The sequence below is a fragment of the Anaerostipes butyraticus genome, assembly GCF_016586355.1.
Classification (GTDB): Bacteria; Bacillota; Clostridia; order Lachnospirales; family Lachnospiraceae; genus Anaerostipes; species Anaerostipes butyraticus.
This window is the reverse complement of sequence record NZ_BLYI01000070.1, coordinates 94,114-111,133: the sequence shown is the minus strand read 5'-3', so window position 1 is coordinate 111,133 and position 17,020 is coordinate 94,114. Positions and strand designations below refer to the sequence as shown.

At 42.3% G+C, this 17,020-nt stretch carries 15 protein-coding genes and 4 tRNA genes; 12 read left to right on the top strand and 7 right to left on the bottom strand.

Going from position 1 to position 17,020, the window contains the following annotated elements; translation table 11 throughout:
* The first annotated feature begins 47 nt into the window (after nucleotides 1–47).
* From JMF81_RS15610 to JMF81_RS15590, 5 genes are all read left to right on the top strand, one after another.
* Nucleotides 48–120, top strand: a tRNA-Asn gene (locus JMF81_RS15610).
* Nucleotides 121–173: 53 nt separating this feature from the next.
* Nucleotides 174–245: transfer RNA gene (locus JMF81_RS15605), tRNA-Glu, on the top strand.
* A gap of 35 nt (nucleotides 246–280) precedes the next feature.
* Nucleotides 281–351: transfer RNA gene (locus JMF81_RS15600), tRNA-Cys, on the top strand.
* A gap of 36 nt (nucleotides 352–387) precedes the next feature.
* A tRNA-Met gene (locus JMF81_RS15595) sits at nucleotides 388–461 on the top strand.
* Between the two features lie 177 nt (nucleotides 462–638).
* Complete coding sequence (locus JMF81_RS15590) at nucleotides 639–1,268, top strand: PepSY domain-containing protein (RefSeq protein ID WP_201312346.1); 630 nt, start codon at nucleotides 639–641, stop codon at nucleotides 1,266–1,268.
* A gap of 68 nt (nucleotides 1,269–1,336) precedes the next feature.
* Here the strand turns inward: JMF81_RS15590 and JMF81_RS15585 are convergent, their stop codons facing one another.
* From JMF81_RS15585 to JMF81_RS15555, 7 genes are all read right to left on the bottom strand, one after another.
* Nucleotides 1,337–2,020 carry a transaldolase family protein gene (locus tag JMF81_RS15585; RefSeq protein WP_201312345.1) on the bottom strand — a complete coding sequence of 228 codons (684 nt, stop codon included), beginning with the start codon at nucleotides 2,018–2,020 and terminating at the stop codon, nucleotides 1,337–1,339.
* Nucleotides 2,021–2,108: 88 nt separating this feature from the next.
* A complete protein-coding gene (locus JMF81_RS15580) occupies nucleotides 2,109–2,543 on the bottom strand; it encodes a PTS sugar transporter subunit IIA (RefSeq protein ID WP_201312344.1) in 435 nt (144 codons plus the stop codon).
* Complete coding sequence (locus JMF81_RS15575; protein WP_201312343.1) at nucleotides 2,536–4,062, bottom strand: BglG family transcription antiterminator; 1,527 nt, start codon at nucleotides 4,060–4,062, stop codon at nucleotides 2,536–2,538. The genes JMF81_RS15580 and JMF81_RS15575 overlap by 8 nt, the downstream gene beginning before the upstream one ends.
* Nucleotides 4,063–4,088: 26 nt before the next feature.
* A complete protein-coding gene (locus JMF81_RS15570) occupies nucleotides 4,089–5,285 on the bottom strand; it encodes a mannitol dehydrogenase family protein (RefSeq protein WP_201312342.1) in 1,197 nt (398 codons plus the stop codon).
* A gap of 73 nt (nucleotides 5,286–5,358) precedes the next feature.
* On the bottom strand, nucleotides 5,359–6,807 hold the full coding sequence (locus JMF81_RS15565; RefSeq protein WP_201312341.1) for a PTS mannitol transporter subunit IICB: 1,449 nt from the start codon (nucleotides 6,805–6,807) through the stop codon (nucleotides 5,359–5,361).
* Between the two features lies 1 nt (nucleotide 6,808).
* Entirely contained in the window at nucleotides 6,809–7,270 is a 462-nt protein-coding gene (locus tag JMF81_RS15560; RefSeq protein ID WP_201312340.1) for a PTS sugar transporter subunit IIA, read from the bottom strand.
* Between the two features lie 185 nt (nucleotides 7,271–7,455).
* Nucleotides 7,456–8,535, bottom strand: a complete 1,080-nt coding sequence (locus tag JMF81_RS15555; protein ID WP_201312339.1) for a LacI family DNA-binding transcriptional regulator — start codon at nucleotides 8,533–8,535, stop codon at nucleotides 7,456–7,458.
* 372 nt (nucleotides 8,536–8,907) lie between these two features.
* Between JMF81_RS15555 and JMF81_RS15550 the strand changes: the two genes are divergently transcribed.
* The 7 genes from JMF81_RS15550 to JMF81_RS15520 all read left to right on the top strand — a co-directional run bounded on the left by JMF81_RS15550 (nucleotide 8,908) and on the right by JMF81_RS15520 (nucleotide 16,985).
* Entirely contained in the window at nucleotides 8,908–10,347 is a 1,440-nt protein-coding gene (locus JMF81_RS15550; RefSeq protein WP_201312350.1) for an NAD(P)/FAD-dependent oxidoreductase, read from the top strand.
* Entirely contained in the window at nucleotides 10,347–11,612 is a 1,266-nt protein-coding gene (locus tag JMF81_RS15545; RefSeq protein ID WP_201312338.1) for an NAD(P)/FAD-dependent oxidoreductase, read from the top strand. The genes JMF81_RS15550 and JMF81_RS15545 overlap by 1 nt, the downstream gene beginning before the upstream one ends.
* A gap of 1 nt (nucleotide 11,613) precedes the next feature.
* Entirely contained in the window at nucleotides 11,614–11,964 is a 351-nt protein-coding gene (locus JMF81_RS15540) for a DUF1667 domain-containing protein (RefSeq protein WP_201312337.1), read from the top strand.
* A 46-nt stretch (nucleotides 11,965–12,010) separates the two neighbouring features.
* Entirely contained in the window at nucleotides 12,011–13,057 is a 1,047-nt protein-coding gene (locus JMF81_RS15535) for a glycerol-3-phosphate dehydrogenase (protein ID WP_201312336.1), read from the top strand.
* A gap of 165 nt (nucleotides 13,058–13,222) precedes the next feature.
* The gene (locus JMF81_RS15530) at nucleotides 13,223–14,371 is read left to right on the top strand and encodes a PucR family transcriptional regulator (protein ID WP_201312335.1); all 1,149 of its coding nucleotides are present in this window, start codon (nucleotides 13,223–13,225) and stop codon (nucleotides 14,369–14,371) included.
* Between the two features lie 87 nt (nucleotides 14,372–14,458).
* Nucleotides 14,459–15,823 (top strand): aminotransferase class III-fold pyridoxal phosphate-dependent enzyme, encoded by a 1,365-nt coding sequence (locus JMF81_RS15525; RefSeq protein ID WP_279323902.1) that lies wholly within the window; start codon nucleotides 14,459–14,461, stop codon nucleotides 15,821–15,823.
* Nucleotides 15,824–15,833: 10 nt separating this feature from the next.
* The gene (locus tag JMF81_RS15520) at nucleotides 15,834–16,985 is read left to right on the top strand and encodes an iron-containing alcohol dehydrogenase (protein WP_201312334.1); all 1,152 of its coding nucleotides are present in this window, start codon (nucleotides 15,834–15,836) and stop codon (nucleotides 16,983–16,985) included.
* The last annotated feature ends 35 nt before the right edge of the window (nucleotides 16,986–17,020 follow it).

Here is a 17,020-nt window from a genome sequence, read left to right as displayed (position 1 = left end):
GAATGGTTTTGTATGATGTTTTGAAGGTACATGAGTATCTCAGATGATCCTCGATAGCTCAGTTGGTAGAGCACACGGCTGTTAACCGTGCTGTCGCTGGTTCGAGCCCGGCTCGGGGAGTTGGGAAGCGTGAGAGCGCTTCAGGAGAGGCCGTGAAGCGGCCATGAAGATGAGGCTCCATGGTCAAGTGGTTAAGACACCGCCCTTTCACGGCGGTAACACGGGTTCAAATCCCGTTGGAGTCATCTTTTTGTTACTAGTTGAATATACTATATCATGTGGCGCCGTAGCCAAGTGGTAAGGCATGGGACTGCAACTCCCTGATCACCAGTTCAAATCTGGTCGGCGCCTTCGAGACATTTTATAAATACACTCATTATATATTGTCGCGGGGTGGAGCAGTCTGGTAGCTCGTCGGGCTCATAACCCGAAGGTCGTTGGTTCAAATCCGGCCCCCGCAATTTCTAAGATTTTGATTTATATCAAAGTCTTTTTTTGTTTCGGGAGAATTCTGCTTTGCAGGATTCTTTCTTTTTTATAAAAATCTGTATTTTCATGCAATAAAAAAGCAGGGTCCGACGTTATTTTATTGAAAACAAATAAAATGAATTTTTATTCAATAATCAGGAGGTCGAACAATGAAAAAAATCAGAATTTTAATTCTTTTATCAGCCGTGCTTATCCTGGCAGGCTGTGGAAATGGAGGTTCAGCCGCATCATCAGATACAGCAGTATCTTCTGAAACCAGCAGTCAGGATACTTCCGCACAGACAGCAGATCAGTCCCAGGCTGCAGAACCACAGCAGGGTGAGAACACATCTGCTCAGGCAGAAATCAGTAAAGAACAGGCGCTGGAGACAGCGCTGAAAGATGCGGAGGTATCTTCAGATCAGGCATATAATATAAAGATAGAAACCGATGGGGATAACAGTATTCCAATCTACGACATTGAATTTGAGACGGATTATGGTGATTATGACTATGAGATTGCCATCCATGGCGGAAAAATCGTGGGAGCCGACTATGAAGTAGAAGAAGAATGGGTTCGTCAGCAGAACGGTCAGGCTGTTACGACAGAAGAAGCAAAAAATATTGTGGCAGATAAAGTATCTGGAGTTTCTGCGGATGAGATTCAGGTCCAGGAGGAATCAGAAGATGGAGAAAAACGCTATGAAGGGCGGCTGCAGTATGATTCCATAGTATATGAGTTCGAGATGGATGCGGCGACAGGGATTATTTTTGACTGGAATGCGGATCTGAGAATGTAGAGAATAGTGAAAATAAGGAAAGAGCAGTCTGGAAAATAAGACTGCTCTTTTTTAGAAGTAGTATAAAATTATTCAAAATCAAGCATTGTTTTGCCTTCGCCGCAGCATCCTTCAAAATCATGGATGAAATCTTTTACTGCAGTTTCAGCGACACCATTGAATGCAAGAGCTTTTAATGTATCCGGGTTTACTGTAACGGAACCGATTCCGAATTTGCCCATTTCCAGAACCTGCTGTGAGTTCTTAAAGGAAGCTCCCAGAACCTCAGCTTCATATCCTGCAGATTTTACCATTGTATGAATGTCTTTGGCAATCTGAACACCATCATATCCGAGATTGTCCAGACGGTTCACATAAGGAGCCAGGAATTTTGCTCCGGCTTTTGCTGCCATAAAAGCGGGCAGAACGCCGTAAATAGCGGTGGCCGTCACATTGATGCCTTCTTTGCTTAAAATGGAAATGGCCTTCAGACCATTTGCTGTAACTGGTACTTTAATATATGTATTCTCGCCCAGAACAGAAACCATATGTTTTGCTTCTTTTACCATATCATCAGCTTCTGTTGAAAGAACCTGGGCATGAAGCATGGCATCAGAAGGAATCAGAGCACGGATCTTTTTTAACTGATCCATAGGATTTGGATTTCCTGTTTTGCTTAAGATGGTCGGATTGGTTGTAACCCCATCATAAGGATACATATTATAAAGTTCCTCAATTTTTGTTAAATCTGCGTCATCAATTAAAATTAACATAAAATAGTCCTCCTGTAAGTTATTATAAAAATCAGCAATTTGATATATAATACATAAAATTTCCTTTGTTCAGAAATTTTGTGTATGATTACAGTTCTAAATCTCCAATGACATCTAAAACTTCCTGTTTTGTTTTTGCATTGCGGAGTTTTTCGATATTTTCTTCCTCACAGATTACTTCAGCTAATTTCATAAGGATATCAAGATGTGTTCCATCTTTTCCGGCAACTCCCATAATAATATAAGCAGGTTCATCGCCATACATAACGCCGTCCGGGCACTGAACGAAAGAAATTCCTGATTTTTTGATATATTTTTCTGATCCATCGATGCCGTGAGGAATTGCCACATTATTTCCGATATAAGTGGAAATGACCTCTTCACGCTGATGCATGCAGGAAATATACTGTTCGTCCACATAACCCTGCTCATAGAGAATTCTGCCGGCTTTTTCAATCGCATCCGGTTTGTCGCGTAAAGATACATTCAGTACGATATTGTTTTCATTAAAAATCTCATTCATAATAATCTCCTTTTTTGTTTAAAGCGTCTAATCGTTTTCTTGTTTCTTCTTTTTCTTTTTCGTTCAGCAATGGTGATACACATAAATACTTGTCCTCGTCCAGGTCCAAAGGAACAGTTGAAACAATAAAATCGTAATCATCCAGATTTTCATCGTGCAGCTTATGAAGGGAAATGATCTTTTTTACATCAATTTCCGTAAACTCCCGCTCAAGGCGGCTGCGAAGCATCTTAGAAGAGCCAATGCCGCTGGAGCAGACAACGAGAACAGAGATGGATTTCTGACTTAAATAGTCCATGGAAGCGATAAAATAAATCACAATGTAGCCGATTTCATCTTCCGGGACATTGACAGCCTGGAAAATATCCAGAAAACTCTGTTTTACGATTTCATATAATTGGGGGTTTGACTGATATACCTCTTCCAGCATAGGGTTAGTTACATTGATGCCGTTTTGGATTCGTTCCATTGCCATATTAACATGAAGCATCAGATTTTCTGCCAGATTTTTATCCTGACTGAATGGAACATGCAGTTTGGATTCAATTTCTCCAATCAGACGGCTGATATTATCAAGAAGCTGAAGTGCGGAAGCGGGATGATTTACCTGATAATGAGTGCGTCCTACGTATAAATTGATGATCCAGTGAAAATAGGATTCTTCATTCTTATATAATATGATATCAAACTTCTTTTTTAAAATCGAGAGGATATCTTCCTGGAAATCAGATTCTGTGGCGGGTACATTGAGATTCAGTTTTAATGGGTCTGACTCACTTCCCATATCACTAACCAATGGGTGCCGCCGGATAAAAATTCCAATGAGAAGCAGAAATTCCTGAAGTTCGCTGTCTGAAATATTCAGATGACGTTTGTGGATCACCGGCTGGACAGCTTCATATAAAATCCTCAAAGATTTTTCACAGTCAAATTTTTGGAGGAGAGAGATAAAAGGATTTTGTTTATACTTCTCATCTTTCAGCCAGTCGAAAAAATTGTCAGGCGATATATTCTGTAAGATGATATTGATAAACAGATGCCGTTTGGGAATTTCTTTTCCAACCAGCCGTACACCCTCACTCTTTTTTGTCTCAAAATCAATATTGTGTGTATGAACTTTATCTTTAACAGAAGAAAAATCATTTCGGATTGTCTGAGAAGAAGTATTCAGATCGATTGCCAGAGACTGGGTTTTTACATATCCGTCTGCATTCAGGAGAATCAGAATGATCATATCAACCCGTTCTTTTGCGGTATAATTTTGTTCTGTTTTTACTCCTTCAAAGGCTGTATTCAGCCGTTTAATATTATAAAGAGATCCAAAAATCATCATGCCCCTGCCAGATGAATGATCCAAAGTCAGGCCAAAAGACTCGATGATTTTGGTGACTTCCGGCATCTGACGATAAATCGTTCGTTCCGTAACCTGGAGTTCTTTTGCAAGGTCCGATACAGTTAGAGGACCGGCTGCATTCATTAAATATTCGATTATTTCTTTAGAGCGATCTGAAATCAGCATGATTCGCCTCTTCTTTCTTCTGTGTTTTAAATAGTTGCTCCCCTGAGATCTGATTGAACTTCCTCAATACAGTTTATAATAGAATTCAACGATTTATTATTTTGTTCGATAAAATGATAAAAATACATGACTCGGTCAAATAACGGTTCGTTTTTATGAATCTGACATTTCTGTTCAAGAAAATCTTCCGTCTGATCACTGCCAAGAAAGTAAAGTCCCAGAGCAATGGCAAATGAAAGATAAACAGGTTCAATCTGCTGTTGTTCGCAGCTTCTGGCAGATCCTACCAGACGATCGGTCGGACCTAATTTCCGGACCGGATCCCTTGCCACCCGTTCTACGGTATCCTTAAGATAAGGATTGCGGAAACGGAAAAGAAGGTCATCGATGTGAAACTGCAGCTGCGCGAAATCAATATGGTATTTTCGGGACAGCATCATAGCGCTTTCTGTCATACAGCCCTGTACGATTTTTCGAATGTAAATATTCCCGGCAGCTTCATCAATGTAAGTCAGGTGAAGCAGTTTTCCAAGAAATGCAGTTGTTACATGAGCCATGTTGTGAATATATAGTTTGCGTTCCAGATAATAGTGAAACGGTGTGTAAGGTACGATTTTTTTATAATCAGGAATCGCATTTTTAAATGCCGCGCTGTCCACTGGAAGATAATCATAGGCTTCCACCCGGACGGCCAGAGGGTGATGGATATCTGAATCAATATCCGGACTTGGAGGAGGAACCATTCTTCCAATAGAGGTTTCCACAAGTCCCAGACGGGATTCCATAATCGGATGATAGGATTCCGGAAGAGCCTGGAGAAGCCAGTTCCTTAATAAAACATCCGCATCCATGAGATTTTCACAGATGAGAAGATCCAATGCGTTTTCGGAATCTGCATCCCAGCGTTTGATCAGACCTTTGGCAATGATCGGAGCGATCTTTTCGAGAACGGAAGCTCCTACAGCAGTGGCAAGAAGATCTGCATCTGCAATTTCATCACGCACTGCGTCCAGGTCATTTCCGTTAACTGCCCGTATGTTTTTGATCCAGTGGATTTCCTGATCTTTTTTCATGATGATTTGTGGATAAGTTTTTTCTTTATTGATTGTATCAACGAGCTGTTCGTTGACATCAATGAATACGACCTCGTAGCCGATTTCGGATAATAATGCGCCAATGAAGCCACGGCCAATGCTTCCTGCGCCATACATAATTGCTTTCATAGATGCCTTTCTTTTTGATAGTAGAATCAAAGACTAAGAATCTAAGACTCTTAGTCTTTGATGGTTATGTATTTTATTGTTCGTTTTTTAATCTTTCTACCAGCTGATCATATTCTGGAGCTTTTAAGTAGTTAGAGATGGATAAGTGCTGCTTATTTGGCTGAGCAGCTTTTGCGGTACCTGTCAGTTCTACATGGGTGATGACAAGGTCTGCATCATCCGGAATTCTTGAGATCGCGGTATTGATGACTTCGATTGGAAGACCAGCCGCCTTTACTTTTTTCTTCAATGCTGCGGCGGACATTGCGGAAGATCCCATTCCAGCGTCACACGCTACAACGATTTTTTTGATGTTGGATACGTCAAGTCCGTCAACTCCGAGACTTGTGTCATTTGTTTTGGCATTGCTGGAAGATTCTTCAGAAGCAGAACTTCCGCTTCCCATAGCTTCTTTTGGTATTACAGATTCTCCAAGAGAGGTGTCTCCTCCTTTTGCAACCATTCGTTTTACGAAGAACGCATTAACTACGAAAGATACAATACAGGAGAGAACAACGCTTAAAATAACTCCGAGCATACAGTCTTTTGGTGACAATGCAAGGACGGAGAAGATACTTCCCGGGGATGGTGTGGCAACAGTACCAACATCAAGAACCGTCAGGGTTCCTGTTCCAACTATACCACCGGCGATCATACCGATGATCGTAAGAGGGTTGGATAATACATATGGGAAATATACTTCATGAATACCGCCAAAGAAATGAATCAGGATCATTCCAGGAGCGGCATCCTTCATTTCGCCTTTTCCAAAGAACCAGTAAGCAAGTAATAATCCAAGACCTGCGCCAGGGTTAGGAACCAGAAGAAACAGGGCAGAATGTCCAAGTGTTTTTACCTGTTCGTAACCGATTGGTCCGAAAATACCATGATCCAGAGCGTTGTTCAGGAACAGTACTTTCGCAGGCTCTACAAAGATTGCAGATAATGGAAGAGCATTGTGAGCAACGATCCAGTTAACTCCGTTTGTCAGTACTCTTGTAATCGTTTCCATAACAGGACCGAATACAAGATATGCGATACAGCAGAGAATTCCGCCGATGATACCTAAAGAGAAGTTGTTTACGATCATTTCAAATCCGCCAGGGATTTTTCCGTCAACTGCCTGGTCAAATTTCTTGATGATCCATCCGGAAAGTGGTCCAAGGATCATAGCTGCCAGGAACATTGGGGTTCCATCTACGGCTACGATTGCACCGACTGTGACAAAGGCACCGATAACGCCGCCTCGGTCTCCTCCGGTCATTTTACCACCTGTGTGACCGATCAGGATAGGAAGCAGATTGTTAAGAATTGGTGTTGTAAGTGTTGCCAGCTTGGCATTAGGAGTCCAGCCGGTTTCCATGAAGAAGGCTGTGATTAATCCGAATCCAATGAAAGCTCCGATATTTGGAATTACCATTCCGGCGAGGAATGCGCCAAATTTTTGGAGTTTCTGTGATACAGTAGTTTTTTCTTCTGCCATATTATAATTCTCCTTTTTCAAAATAATTTTCATTGATTACATCGATGATTTCCTGTTTTGAAGAAGGATTGAGAAGCCGGATGCGCTTTTCCGGCTCCAGAAGAATGTCCGTGATCTGCATTAATTCCTGCAGAGGATCCTCTTCCTGGCTGGAAATTCCAATGACAAAAGAAACCCTGTGTCCAAAATATGAAAAACCTTGTGGGATAGAAACGATGCTAATTCCGGGATGAAGCACGCAGGACAAAGTATCTTGTGTACCATGAGGAATCATGACGCCGTAATCCAGATAAGTTGGATGCTCTTGTTCCCTGCGCAGCATGCCGTCAATATAATTCTCGGTAATATACTGATTCTTAAGAAGAAGATTCCCAGCCTGACGGATGGCTTCCTCTGCCGTGCTGCATGAAAAATCCAGACATATTAAATTCAGAAAATCATCATTTAGAAGTTTGCTGGCCATGCGCCCTCCCTGTTCTTACTTGCATAAACGTTTATCATGCTTATATCATAACCCAGAGATTGTACAGGAATCAATACACACTAATGACATTTTTTTCAGATGATCCAGTGACAAAATTTTGTTTCATATCTGGAACAAAAAAATTAATACAAATGAAAAAATTCGAAATGGAGAAGAAAATAGGCCTAATGTCTGCATTTTCCGGTGGAATTGCGGACAATCAGTTCCGGTTCGTACTCCATCCGCATAATATAGTGGCGTTTGGAAGAGTTATCTTTCTGTGCGTTTTTCTTATAAATAATGTCGACAGCCTCCTGTCCCTTGAAAATAGACGCATGTTCGATCGTCGTCAGAGAAATCTGAGGCATGGCGGACAGAGGAATATTGTCGAAACCGCATACAGAATAATCGGAAGGGATCCGGTATCCGTAGTCTGAAATTGCTGCCATAATTCCGAAAGCGGTCATATCGTTGTTGCCGACAAAGGCGGTAGACCGGGTGTGCTCATCCAGAGCTTCTGCGGCAAGATCGTACCCATTTTGATATTCAGAATTATCAGAGGAATATCTTCCATAGGCAGCCAGAGTCGGAGATTTTACTTCTATATTGTCAGGATTCAGGCCATGATCCCGGAAACAGGATTTTAGTCCTCTCAGACGATGAATTCGTCCGATTTCCTTTGGACGGATTGGGGTGGACACATAAGTAATATGCGTATGACCCAGTGAAATCAGATGTTCTGCAATAATATATCCGGGTTTTTTGCTGTCAAGTTCTACAGAATCAAAACGGCATGCTTCCGGCTTATCGCCGATGGAAACAACAGGGACCTGCTTGGACAGGGCATTGGCTTCGGCGATCTTGGAAGGAGGATAAAGAGAGATGACTCCGGCCAGTTCAAATCCGGAGAGAAGATTGAAATAGAGTTCTTCTCTTGATACATCTCTTAAAGTAGAAATGGTGAAAACAGTATATCCATATTCCTGAGCCCGTTCTGTAATAGAATGAATGATCATGGAATAGTAGCCGTTGGAAAGAATAGGACAGATAACGATAATGCTTCTGGATAAAGCAGTGTCTTTTTTCTTAATTCCGGCCTGTGGTTTGCGGTAGCCCAGTTCCTGGGCGGCAGCCCGCACTTTATCCACAGTTTCCTTAGAGAATGATACATGGGGTTTTTTACTTAAGATCATAGAAACAGTAGACTGGGAAACCCCGGTATATTCTGCAATATCTCTTGTGGTAACTTTATTCCTTTTGCCCATGAGGAAGTCTCCTTTCTAATTGTTAAGTCTCAAATACGCAAATGAAAAGTCTTTGTAAAATTTTTGATTTTTTGGTATCTGTGTGCAAAAAGTCGTGATTTATTTTGATTAATACAAATTATTAATTGAATTAAAAGTTCGATTATTAATATTATATAAATGATTAATAGAGAATGCAAGGATTTTCGAAGATGGTGAAAAACAGAGAAAGAAGACTCCGGTTTTCAAAGAATTAATCAAAGATAATGATTAATTAGAAATAGCGGAAAACCGCGTAAAATAGCGGTTTTGCGGGTTTGACAGTGGGAAAAAAGTGTGATTAGATTAAGTCAGAAAGTAACAAAAGCAAGCGAAAACAGGAGGGTAAAAACAGTGTATGATGTAGCAATTATCGGCGCGGGAATCACAGGCTGTTCTATAGCATATGAACTTGGAAAGTATCAGGTGAACGCGGTCGTGATAGAAAAAGAAAATGATGTATCTGTAGGAACAACAAAAGCAAACAGCGCGATCATCCATGGCGGATATGATCCAAAACCTGGAACGAAGATGGCCAAATATAACATTAAGGGAAATCAGTATACAAAAGAATTGTGTGAAAAACTGGATGTACCTTTTAAACAGATCGGAGCTTTGGTCGTAGCGTTCAGTGAAGAAGAGAAGAAGACCATTGAGGAGCTGAAAGAAAGAGGAAAGATAAATGGTGTTCCGGATATGGAAATCTGGGATCAGGAAAAGCTCAGAAAAGAAGAGCCGAATGTATCAGAAAAAGCACTGGCAGCATTGTATTCACCAAATGTAGGAATTGTAAGCCCTTGGGAGCTTGCCATCGCACTGGCAGAAGTATCAGTACAAAATGGCGTAGAATATAAACTGAATACCGAGGTAACCGGCATTGAGAAAACAGAAGAAGGATATCAGATTGAAACCAATCAGGGAACGGTAGAAGCAAAATATATCTGCAACGCAGCCGGGGTATTTGCGGATAAAGTAAATGAAATGGTCAATGAAAAGACATTTGAGATCACACCAAACAAAGGTGAGTATTATCTGCTGGATAAGAGCCAGGGAAATCTGGTAAACCATGTTATTTTCCAATGTCCAAATGAGAATGGAAAAGGAGTTCTGGTTGCTCCGACTGTTCATGGAAATCTGATCGTAGGACCGGATTCACAGCCAACATCCGGAAACGATGTTTCCACAACGAGACAGGGACTGGATTTTGTCCGCAATACTGCATTAAAATCTGTGCCTGGAATCAATTTCAGAGAGTCCATCCGTAATTTTGCCGGAGTCAGGGCAAGAACAAAAGAACACGATTTCCAGATTTATGAAGATAAGAAGAATAAGGGATTTATCAACATCGGAGGAATGGAATCTCCTGGATTGTCTTCTGCTGCAGCTGTTGCTCTTGACATCGTAAAAATGTTAGGAGAATCCGGACTGGAACTGGAAGCCAAAAAAGAAATCGTAGATGAAAGAAAGATTGCGCGTTTCAGAGGTTTGAGCCATGAAGACAGAGCAAAACTTGTAGCTGAGAATCCGGCTTATGGAAAGATCATCTGCCGCTGTGAAACAGTAACGGAAGGAGAAATCATAAATGCGATCCACCGTCCGATTCCTGCAGTTTCCATCGATGCTGTAAAGAGAAGATGCAATGCAGGTATGGGAAGATGCCAGGGCGGTTTCTGCGGACCAAGAGTTCAGGAAATCATTGCAAGAGAATTAAACATTCCATTGGAAGATGTTCCTCAGGATCGTAAGGGAACAGATATTATTACAGGAGAAACCAAGGACGGAGGTGCCAGATAATGAAATATGATGTAATTGTAGTCGGCGGAGGTCCTGCGGGATTAGCGGCAGCAGTAGAAGCCAATAAAAACGGCGCAGAGAAAGTACTGGTTGTTGAGCGTGACCAGGAACTGGGCGGAATCTTAAACCAGTGCATCCATAATGGATTCGGACTCCATTATTTTAAGGAAGAATTAACAGGACCTGAATATGCAGGGAAATTTATTGATATGTTAGAGCAGACCAACATTGAGGTTATGCTGGATACGATGGTGCTTGACGTTGATGAGACAGAAAAATGTGTACACGCCATGAATAAAAAGAACGGATACATGAAGCTGGAAGCAAAAGCGATCATCTTAAATATGGGATGCCGTGAGAGAACCAGGGGAGCCATTGCCATTCCTGGAGACCGTCCGGCAGGTGTTTTCACAGCCGGCGCTGCTCAGAGATATGTAAACATTGAAGGCTACATGGTTGGAAAGAGAGTCCTGATCCTCGGATCCGGAGATATTGGTCTGATCATGGCACGAAGAATGAGCCTGGAAGGCGCCAAAGTCGTTGGATGCGTAGAACTCTGCCCATATTCCAACGGATTGACACGAAACATTGTACAGTGTCTGGAAGATTATAATATCCCTCTGTATCTGTCTCATACGATTACAGATATTCAGGGAGATAAACGAGTTGAGAAAGTTATCGTTCAAAAAGTAGATGAAAACAATCAGCCGATTCCTGGAACGGAGATTGAATTTGATGTTGATACGGTTCTTCTGTCTGTTGGACTGATTCCGGAAAATGAGCTGACAAGATCTGCGGGAATCGAGATGGATCCGGCAACCAGCGGTCCGGTCGTATTTGAAAATATGGAGACTTCCGCTGAGGGAATTTTTGCCAGTGGAAATGTAGTTCATGTGCATGACCTGGTAGACTTTGTAACAGCAGAAAGCCAGAAGGCTGGAAAGAGCGCTGCAGAGTATGTCAAAAACGGAGAGACCAAAGATCAGACTTATATTGAGATTAAAAATGGAGACGGAGTCAATGGAATCGTACCTCAGAAAGTACGTCCATCCAATGTGGATAAGATGGTTGAAGTTATGTTCCGTGCCCGTAATGTCTACAAAGATGTACAGATCAAGGTAAAATCTGATGGAAAAGAATTAGCTTCCTTCAAGCGGGAACATATGGCCCCAGGTGAGATGGAGAAGATCGTAATTCCAAAGGCATTTTTAGATAAAGTGGAAAATGGTGAGATTACCGTGTCAGTAGAAAAGGTAGGTGCATAACATGACAGAGTTAATTTGTATTGTATGTCCGAAAGGATGCCATCTGAAAGTAGACGAAGAAAACGGATATAAGGTAACCGGAAACGGATGCCCAAGAGGAGCCGCTTATGGAGAGAAGGAACTGGTAAATCCGACCAGAGTCATCACTTCCACCGTAAAGATCGAAGCGAAAACAGCCAGAAGGGTGCCGGTAAAAACAGCCGGAGATATTCCAAAGGGCAGAATTTATGATATTATGAAAGAGTTAGATAAGGTAACTGTCAAGGCGCCGATACAGATTGGCGATGTGGTGATCCCGGATGTATTAGGCCTTGGTGTGGATATTGTTGCCTGCAAGAAGGTAACAGAATAATTTAAAATAAGGTAACAGAATAACTTAAAATTCAGGAGGAAAAGAAATGAGCGTTATAACATTTGTATGTGCAGGTCAGATGAACTCTGCAATCACATTTCCGGCATTTGAGAACGGACACGAAGTACGTCTGGTAGGATCACCTCTGGACAGAGATATCATTGATGGATTAAGAAAAGATAACTTCCACATTACATTAAAAAGAACCCTGCATGACGGAATCAAATATTATCAGATTGAAGAACTGGAAGAAGCTTTAGAGGGCGCAGATCTGATTTTAGGAGGAGTCAGCAGTTTCGGACTGGACTGGTTCTGTGATGAAATTCTCCCGGTACTTCCGGAAGATGTTCCGCTGCTTACAGTCACAAAAGGTATGGTGGATTTAGAGGATGGAACCCTGGTTCCTTATCCGCATATCTTTGCCCAGAGACAGCCGGAAGGAAAACACATTAATTTTAATGCTATCGGCGGACCATGTACCAGCTATGAGCTGGCAGACCACGACGACAGCCATGTAGCTTTCTGCGGAAATGACATGGAAACACTGAAATATATCAAATCCCTGCTGGCAACAGATTATTATCATATCAGCCTTTCTACCGATGTGGTTGGTGTTGAATGTGCAGTTGCAATGAAGAATGCCTATGCACTGGGCGTTTCTCTTGCCGTAGGACTGGCAGAAAAGAGAGATGGAAAGATCGGAGCAGTTCATTACAACTCTCAGGCAGCGTTGTTTGGACAGGGCGTAAAAGAAATGATCCATCTGCTGGATCTCATCCATGGAGGACCGGAAAATATCATCCATGGAGCGGGAGATTTATATGTAACTGTATTCGGCGGACGTACACGTAAGATTGGTACTCTGCTTGGTCGAGGACTTACCTTTGATCAGGCAATGGAAGAACTTCAGGGAGTGACTCTGGAATCTATTGTAATTGCCACACGTACGGCACGCGCTGTCCGCAAACTGGCAGAGAGAGGCATTGTTTCACTGGATGATTTCCCACTGCTGATGCATGTGGATGCAATCATCAACGAAGGCGCGGAAGTTAATATCCCATGGGAGAAATTTACGACGATCGTAGAAAAATAGAATCCTGAATAAGTTATTATAAAACAGCGGAAGAAATCCTTCTGTCAGATGAAAGATCATGACAGAGGGATTTTTTCTGTTTGGTTTGCTGTCTTGTTTTATACCTGCCATTTGTTTTATACTCACAGAAAAGAAGGATGAAAAGTAAGGGAAACGGAGGCAGAGATGAGACTAGATGAAATTTATGACAGTATAAAAAAGAAATTTCCCATTCATTCGGTCAATGGAAGTGCAGGGATGGCGCGGCCGGTACAGTGGGTTCACATGGTAGAGGATCTGGAGGTGGCAGAATATATCAATGGAAATGAGCTGATCTTTACAACGGGGATCGCGGATTATGAAGAATCCTGGCTTTTAAAGTTTGTACAGAGGCTGCATGAAAATCATGCGAGCGGTCTTGTAGTCAATATCGGACCATATATTGAAAAAATACCGGATAACGTAAAAGAATATGGGAGAAAGCATGAGTTTGCGCTGATGGAAATGCCGTGGGAAGTACATCTGGTGGATGTGTTTAAATATATTTCCACTCTTTTGCTGGATCAGGAAAAACGCAAAGCGGGCATTGTGAACGCAATGAAAGATGCTCTCTTTTATGCTTCAGATCATGGAATTTATAAATCAGAACTGGAAAGGTACGGATATGATCTGAATCATAAATTCTGTCCGATCCTGCTGGATATGAAGATGGTTCCGGAACATGAAAGAGAGGTGCTGGCTGCCTCGCTGGAAGATATTTTGTCCTTTTATTTTGCCAGGATCATAGTGTTTAAATTTAATCAGTACATTGTGATTATTTTATATTGTGCGGATAAGAGCCAGATTCTGGAATGCTGTGAAAAAGTACGAAAATATGAAAAACAAAATGCCTCATTCTGGATGAAGGCAGCTGCGGCCGGTCCAAATCTGAATGGTGTGGAACATTTGCCAGGCAGTTATCAGATCGCGAAGGAAATGATCGATCTGGCAGAAAAATCCGGTCAGAAACAGCTGATATATGATGATATAGGGATATATCAGCTGCTTGTGACCAATCCGGAAAAAGAAGCCTTGAAGAAATATGCAGAACAGAAGCTGAAAAATCTCCTGGATTATGACATGGAGAATCAGACGGATTATGTCAGAATCTTAAGAACCTATCTGGAAACGGACTGCAGCGTACAGGAGACAGCAAGAAGAGAGTTTTGCCACAGAAATACGATCAATCACCGGATTCATCAGATTAAGGAAATCCTGGGGAAAAGAACCATAGGAATCCATGATAAAGTCGAGCTTATGATGGCATTTGCAATCCTGGATCTGGAAAAGAAATAAATGTGCTGACTGGATAAAAGAGAGAATAGAATCAGGGCTGTACTGCTCTTGTGGCGGCCGTGGGAATTGTTATACTGAAATTACGAAATACATCAGAAACAGAATCACAGAAGGAGGAGTATAACAATGAATGGAAAAGAAGTCATTGAAAACCACAAAAAATATAATCTTCAGTCCTGGTCAGTTCAGGGCTCTCTGGATCCAAAAGCAATTGAAAAGACAGATAATATTTATCTGTGGGATTATGACGGCAACCGCTATACCGATATGTCAGCGCAGCTGGTGAATATGAATCTTGGACATGGAAATAAAGAGATTGGAGAGGCGATTAAGAAACAGGTGGATCAGTTTTGCTTTATCGCTCCAAGCTACGCAGCGGAAAGCCGCTCTAAGCTGGCTAAGAAGGTCATTCAGCTGATGCCGGACAACATGGGAAAAGTATTTTTTACCAATGCAGGAGCCGATGCCAACGAGAATGCAATTAAAATAGCCAGAATGTATACAGGAAGAAATAAGGTAATGAGCCGTTACCGCAGCTACCATGGATCATCTTTTGGAGCGGGTAACTTAACCGGGGAACCAAGAAGGTTTCCTCTGGAGCCGGGAATTCCGGGATTTATAAAATTTTTTGATCCGTATGTGTATCGGGAGAAGATTCATTTTGACAGTGAAGAAGAAGCCGGAACATATTATGTAGAAAAACTGAGAGAGCAGATATTATATGAAGGGGCAGACCGGATCGCGGCAATTGTCATGGAGACAATCACAGGTTCCAATGGGGTGATCATTCCGCCGAAAAATTATCTTCCGGGAGTCAGAAAACTCTGTGACGAGTATGGAATCGTAATGATCTGCGATGAGGTTATGGCCGGATTTGGAAGAACCGGAAAAATGTTTGCCTTTGAAAATTTTGATGTAAAACCGGATATCGTTACTTTTGCAAAGGGTATTACATGTGGATATGTGCAGTTAGGAGGTGTGGCAGTCAGCAGTGAGATCGCGGCATATTTTGATGATCATCTTTTGTCCTGCGGACTGACTTACAGCGGGCATCCTCTGGCGTGTGCCGCGGGAAATGCCTGTGTTGATTATTATGAAACACATCACATACTGGATCATGTTAATGAAGTGGGCGCAGTGCTGGGTGAAATTCTGGAGCAGTTAAAGAAAAAATATCAGATTGTCGGGGACGTCCGTTATATTGGATTATTTTCTGCCATTGAGCTGGTAAAAGACAGGAAAACCAGAGAGCCTCTGGTACCTTATGGAAGAGACCCCGAAGGAAAAATGGGAAAAATCATTAAAATGCTGGAAGAACGCGGATTTATGACATATTCCCATGAAAATATGATTCTGATCGCGCCGCCGCTGATCATTACGGAGCAGCAGCTGCGGGAGGAAATGGAAAAAATGGATGAAGTATTAAAAATTGCAGATGAGACAATGAGATAGGGAGGGAAAGATGGCAGAGCAGTTTTTTATCCCGAAAAAAATTATCACAGGGGAAGACGCGCTGGCAGCAGCAGGAGACAGAATCGCAAATATGGGGAAGAAAGCCCTGATTGTATGCGGGCCTAATGTGAGAAAAATGGCGGCAGCAGAGAAAGTCATGGAAGAACTGGAAAAAAGGGAGACCGCGTATGCTGTTTACTCTGACATAACAGGAGAGCCGACCGACAGGATGATTGATAATGGAGCCAGAGTATATTTAGAGGAAGCCTGCGATTTTCTGATTGGGATCGGGGGAGGAAGTCCTCTGGACGCGATGAAAGCAATTGCCCTGAAAGCTGTATGCGGGGGAGAAATGGCGGATTATATGGGAGTGTCAGTAGAAGCGAAACTCCCGCCTATGGCCGCGGTCCCGACAACAGCGGGAACCGGATCAGAAGCTACCCAGTTTACCATTATCACTGACACAAAAAATGATGTAAAAATGCTGCTGAAAGGAGAATCTTTTATGCCGGATCTGGCAGTCGTAGATCCGGAGTTTTCAGTTTCAGCACCACGCGGTGTGACTGCATCTACAGGTCTGGATGCTCTGACACACGCGGTTGAGGCTTACACTTCCAGGAAAGCCCAGCCGTTAACCGATATTTTTGCGGTTTCAGCGGTTCGAAGGATTTTTCAAAATCTGCCGGAAGCATATGAAAACGGCAGCAGCCGGAATGCCAGAAAAGAGATGGCTCTGGCGGCGCTGGAGGCGGGAATTGCCTTTAATAATGCGTCCGTAACGATTGTTCATGGGATGAGCCGGCCCATCGGCGCTTTGTTTCATGTGCCTCATGGGACGTCCAATGCGATATTGCTGCACCCATGTCTGAAATATGTTATGGATGGGGCAGTTGAGCGGTTTGCTGTACTTGGAAGGGAAATTAAGGCTGCCGGCAGTCAGGACGATGATAAGTCTGCAGCGGAAAAATTTATAGAAGAAGTGAGAAAATTATGCCGGAAGTGCGGCATCGGATCACCAAATTGTTACGGGATAGAAAAAGAAGCATTTTTAGAAGCTGTCCCTAAGATGGCAGAAGATGCTGTCGCAAGCGGAAGTCCGGCAAATACGCGAAAGAAGATTCAGAAAGAAGACATTATAAAAATATATCAGTCATTATGGTAATTTGTAAAAAAAGACTTCAGCACAAAAATAAATGT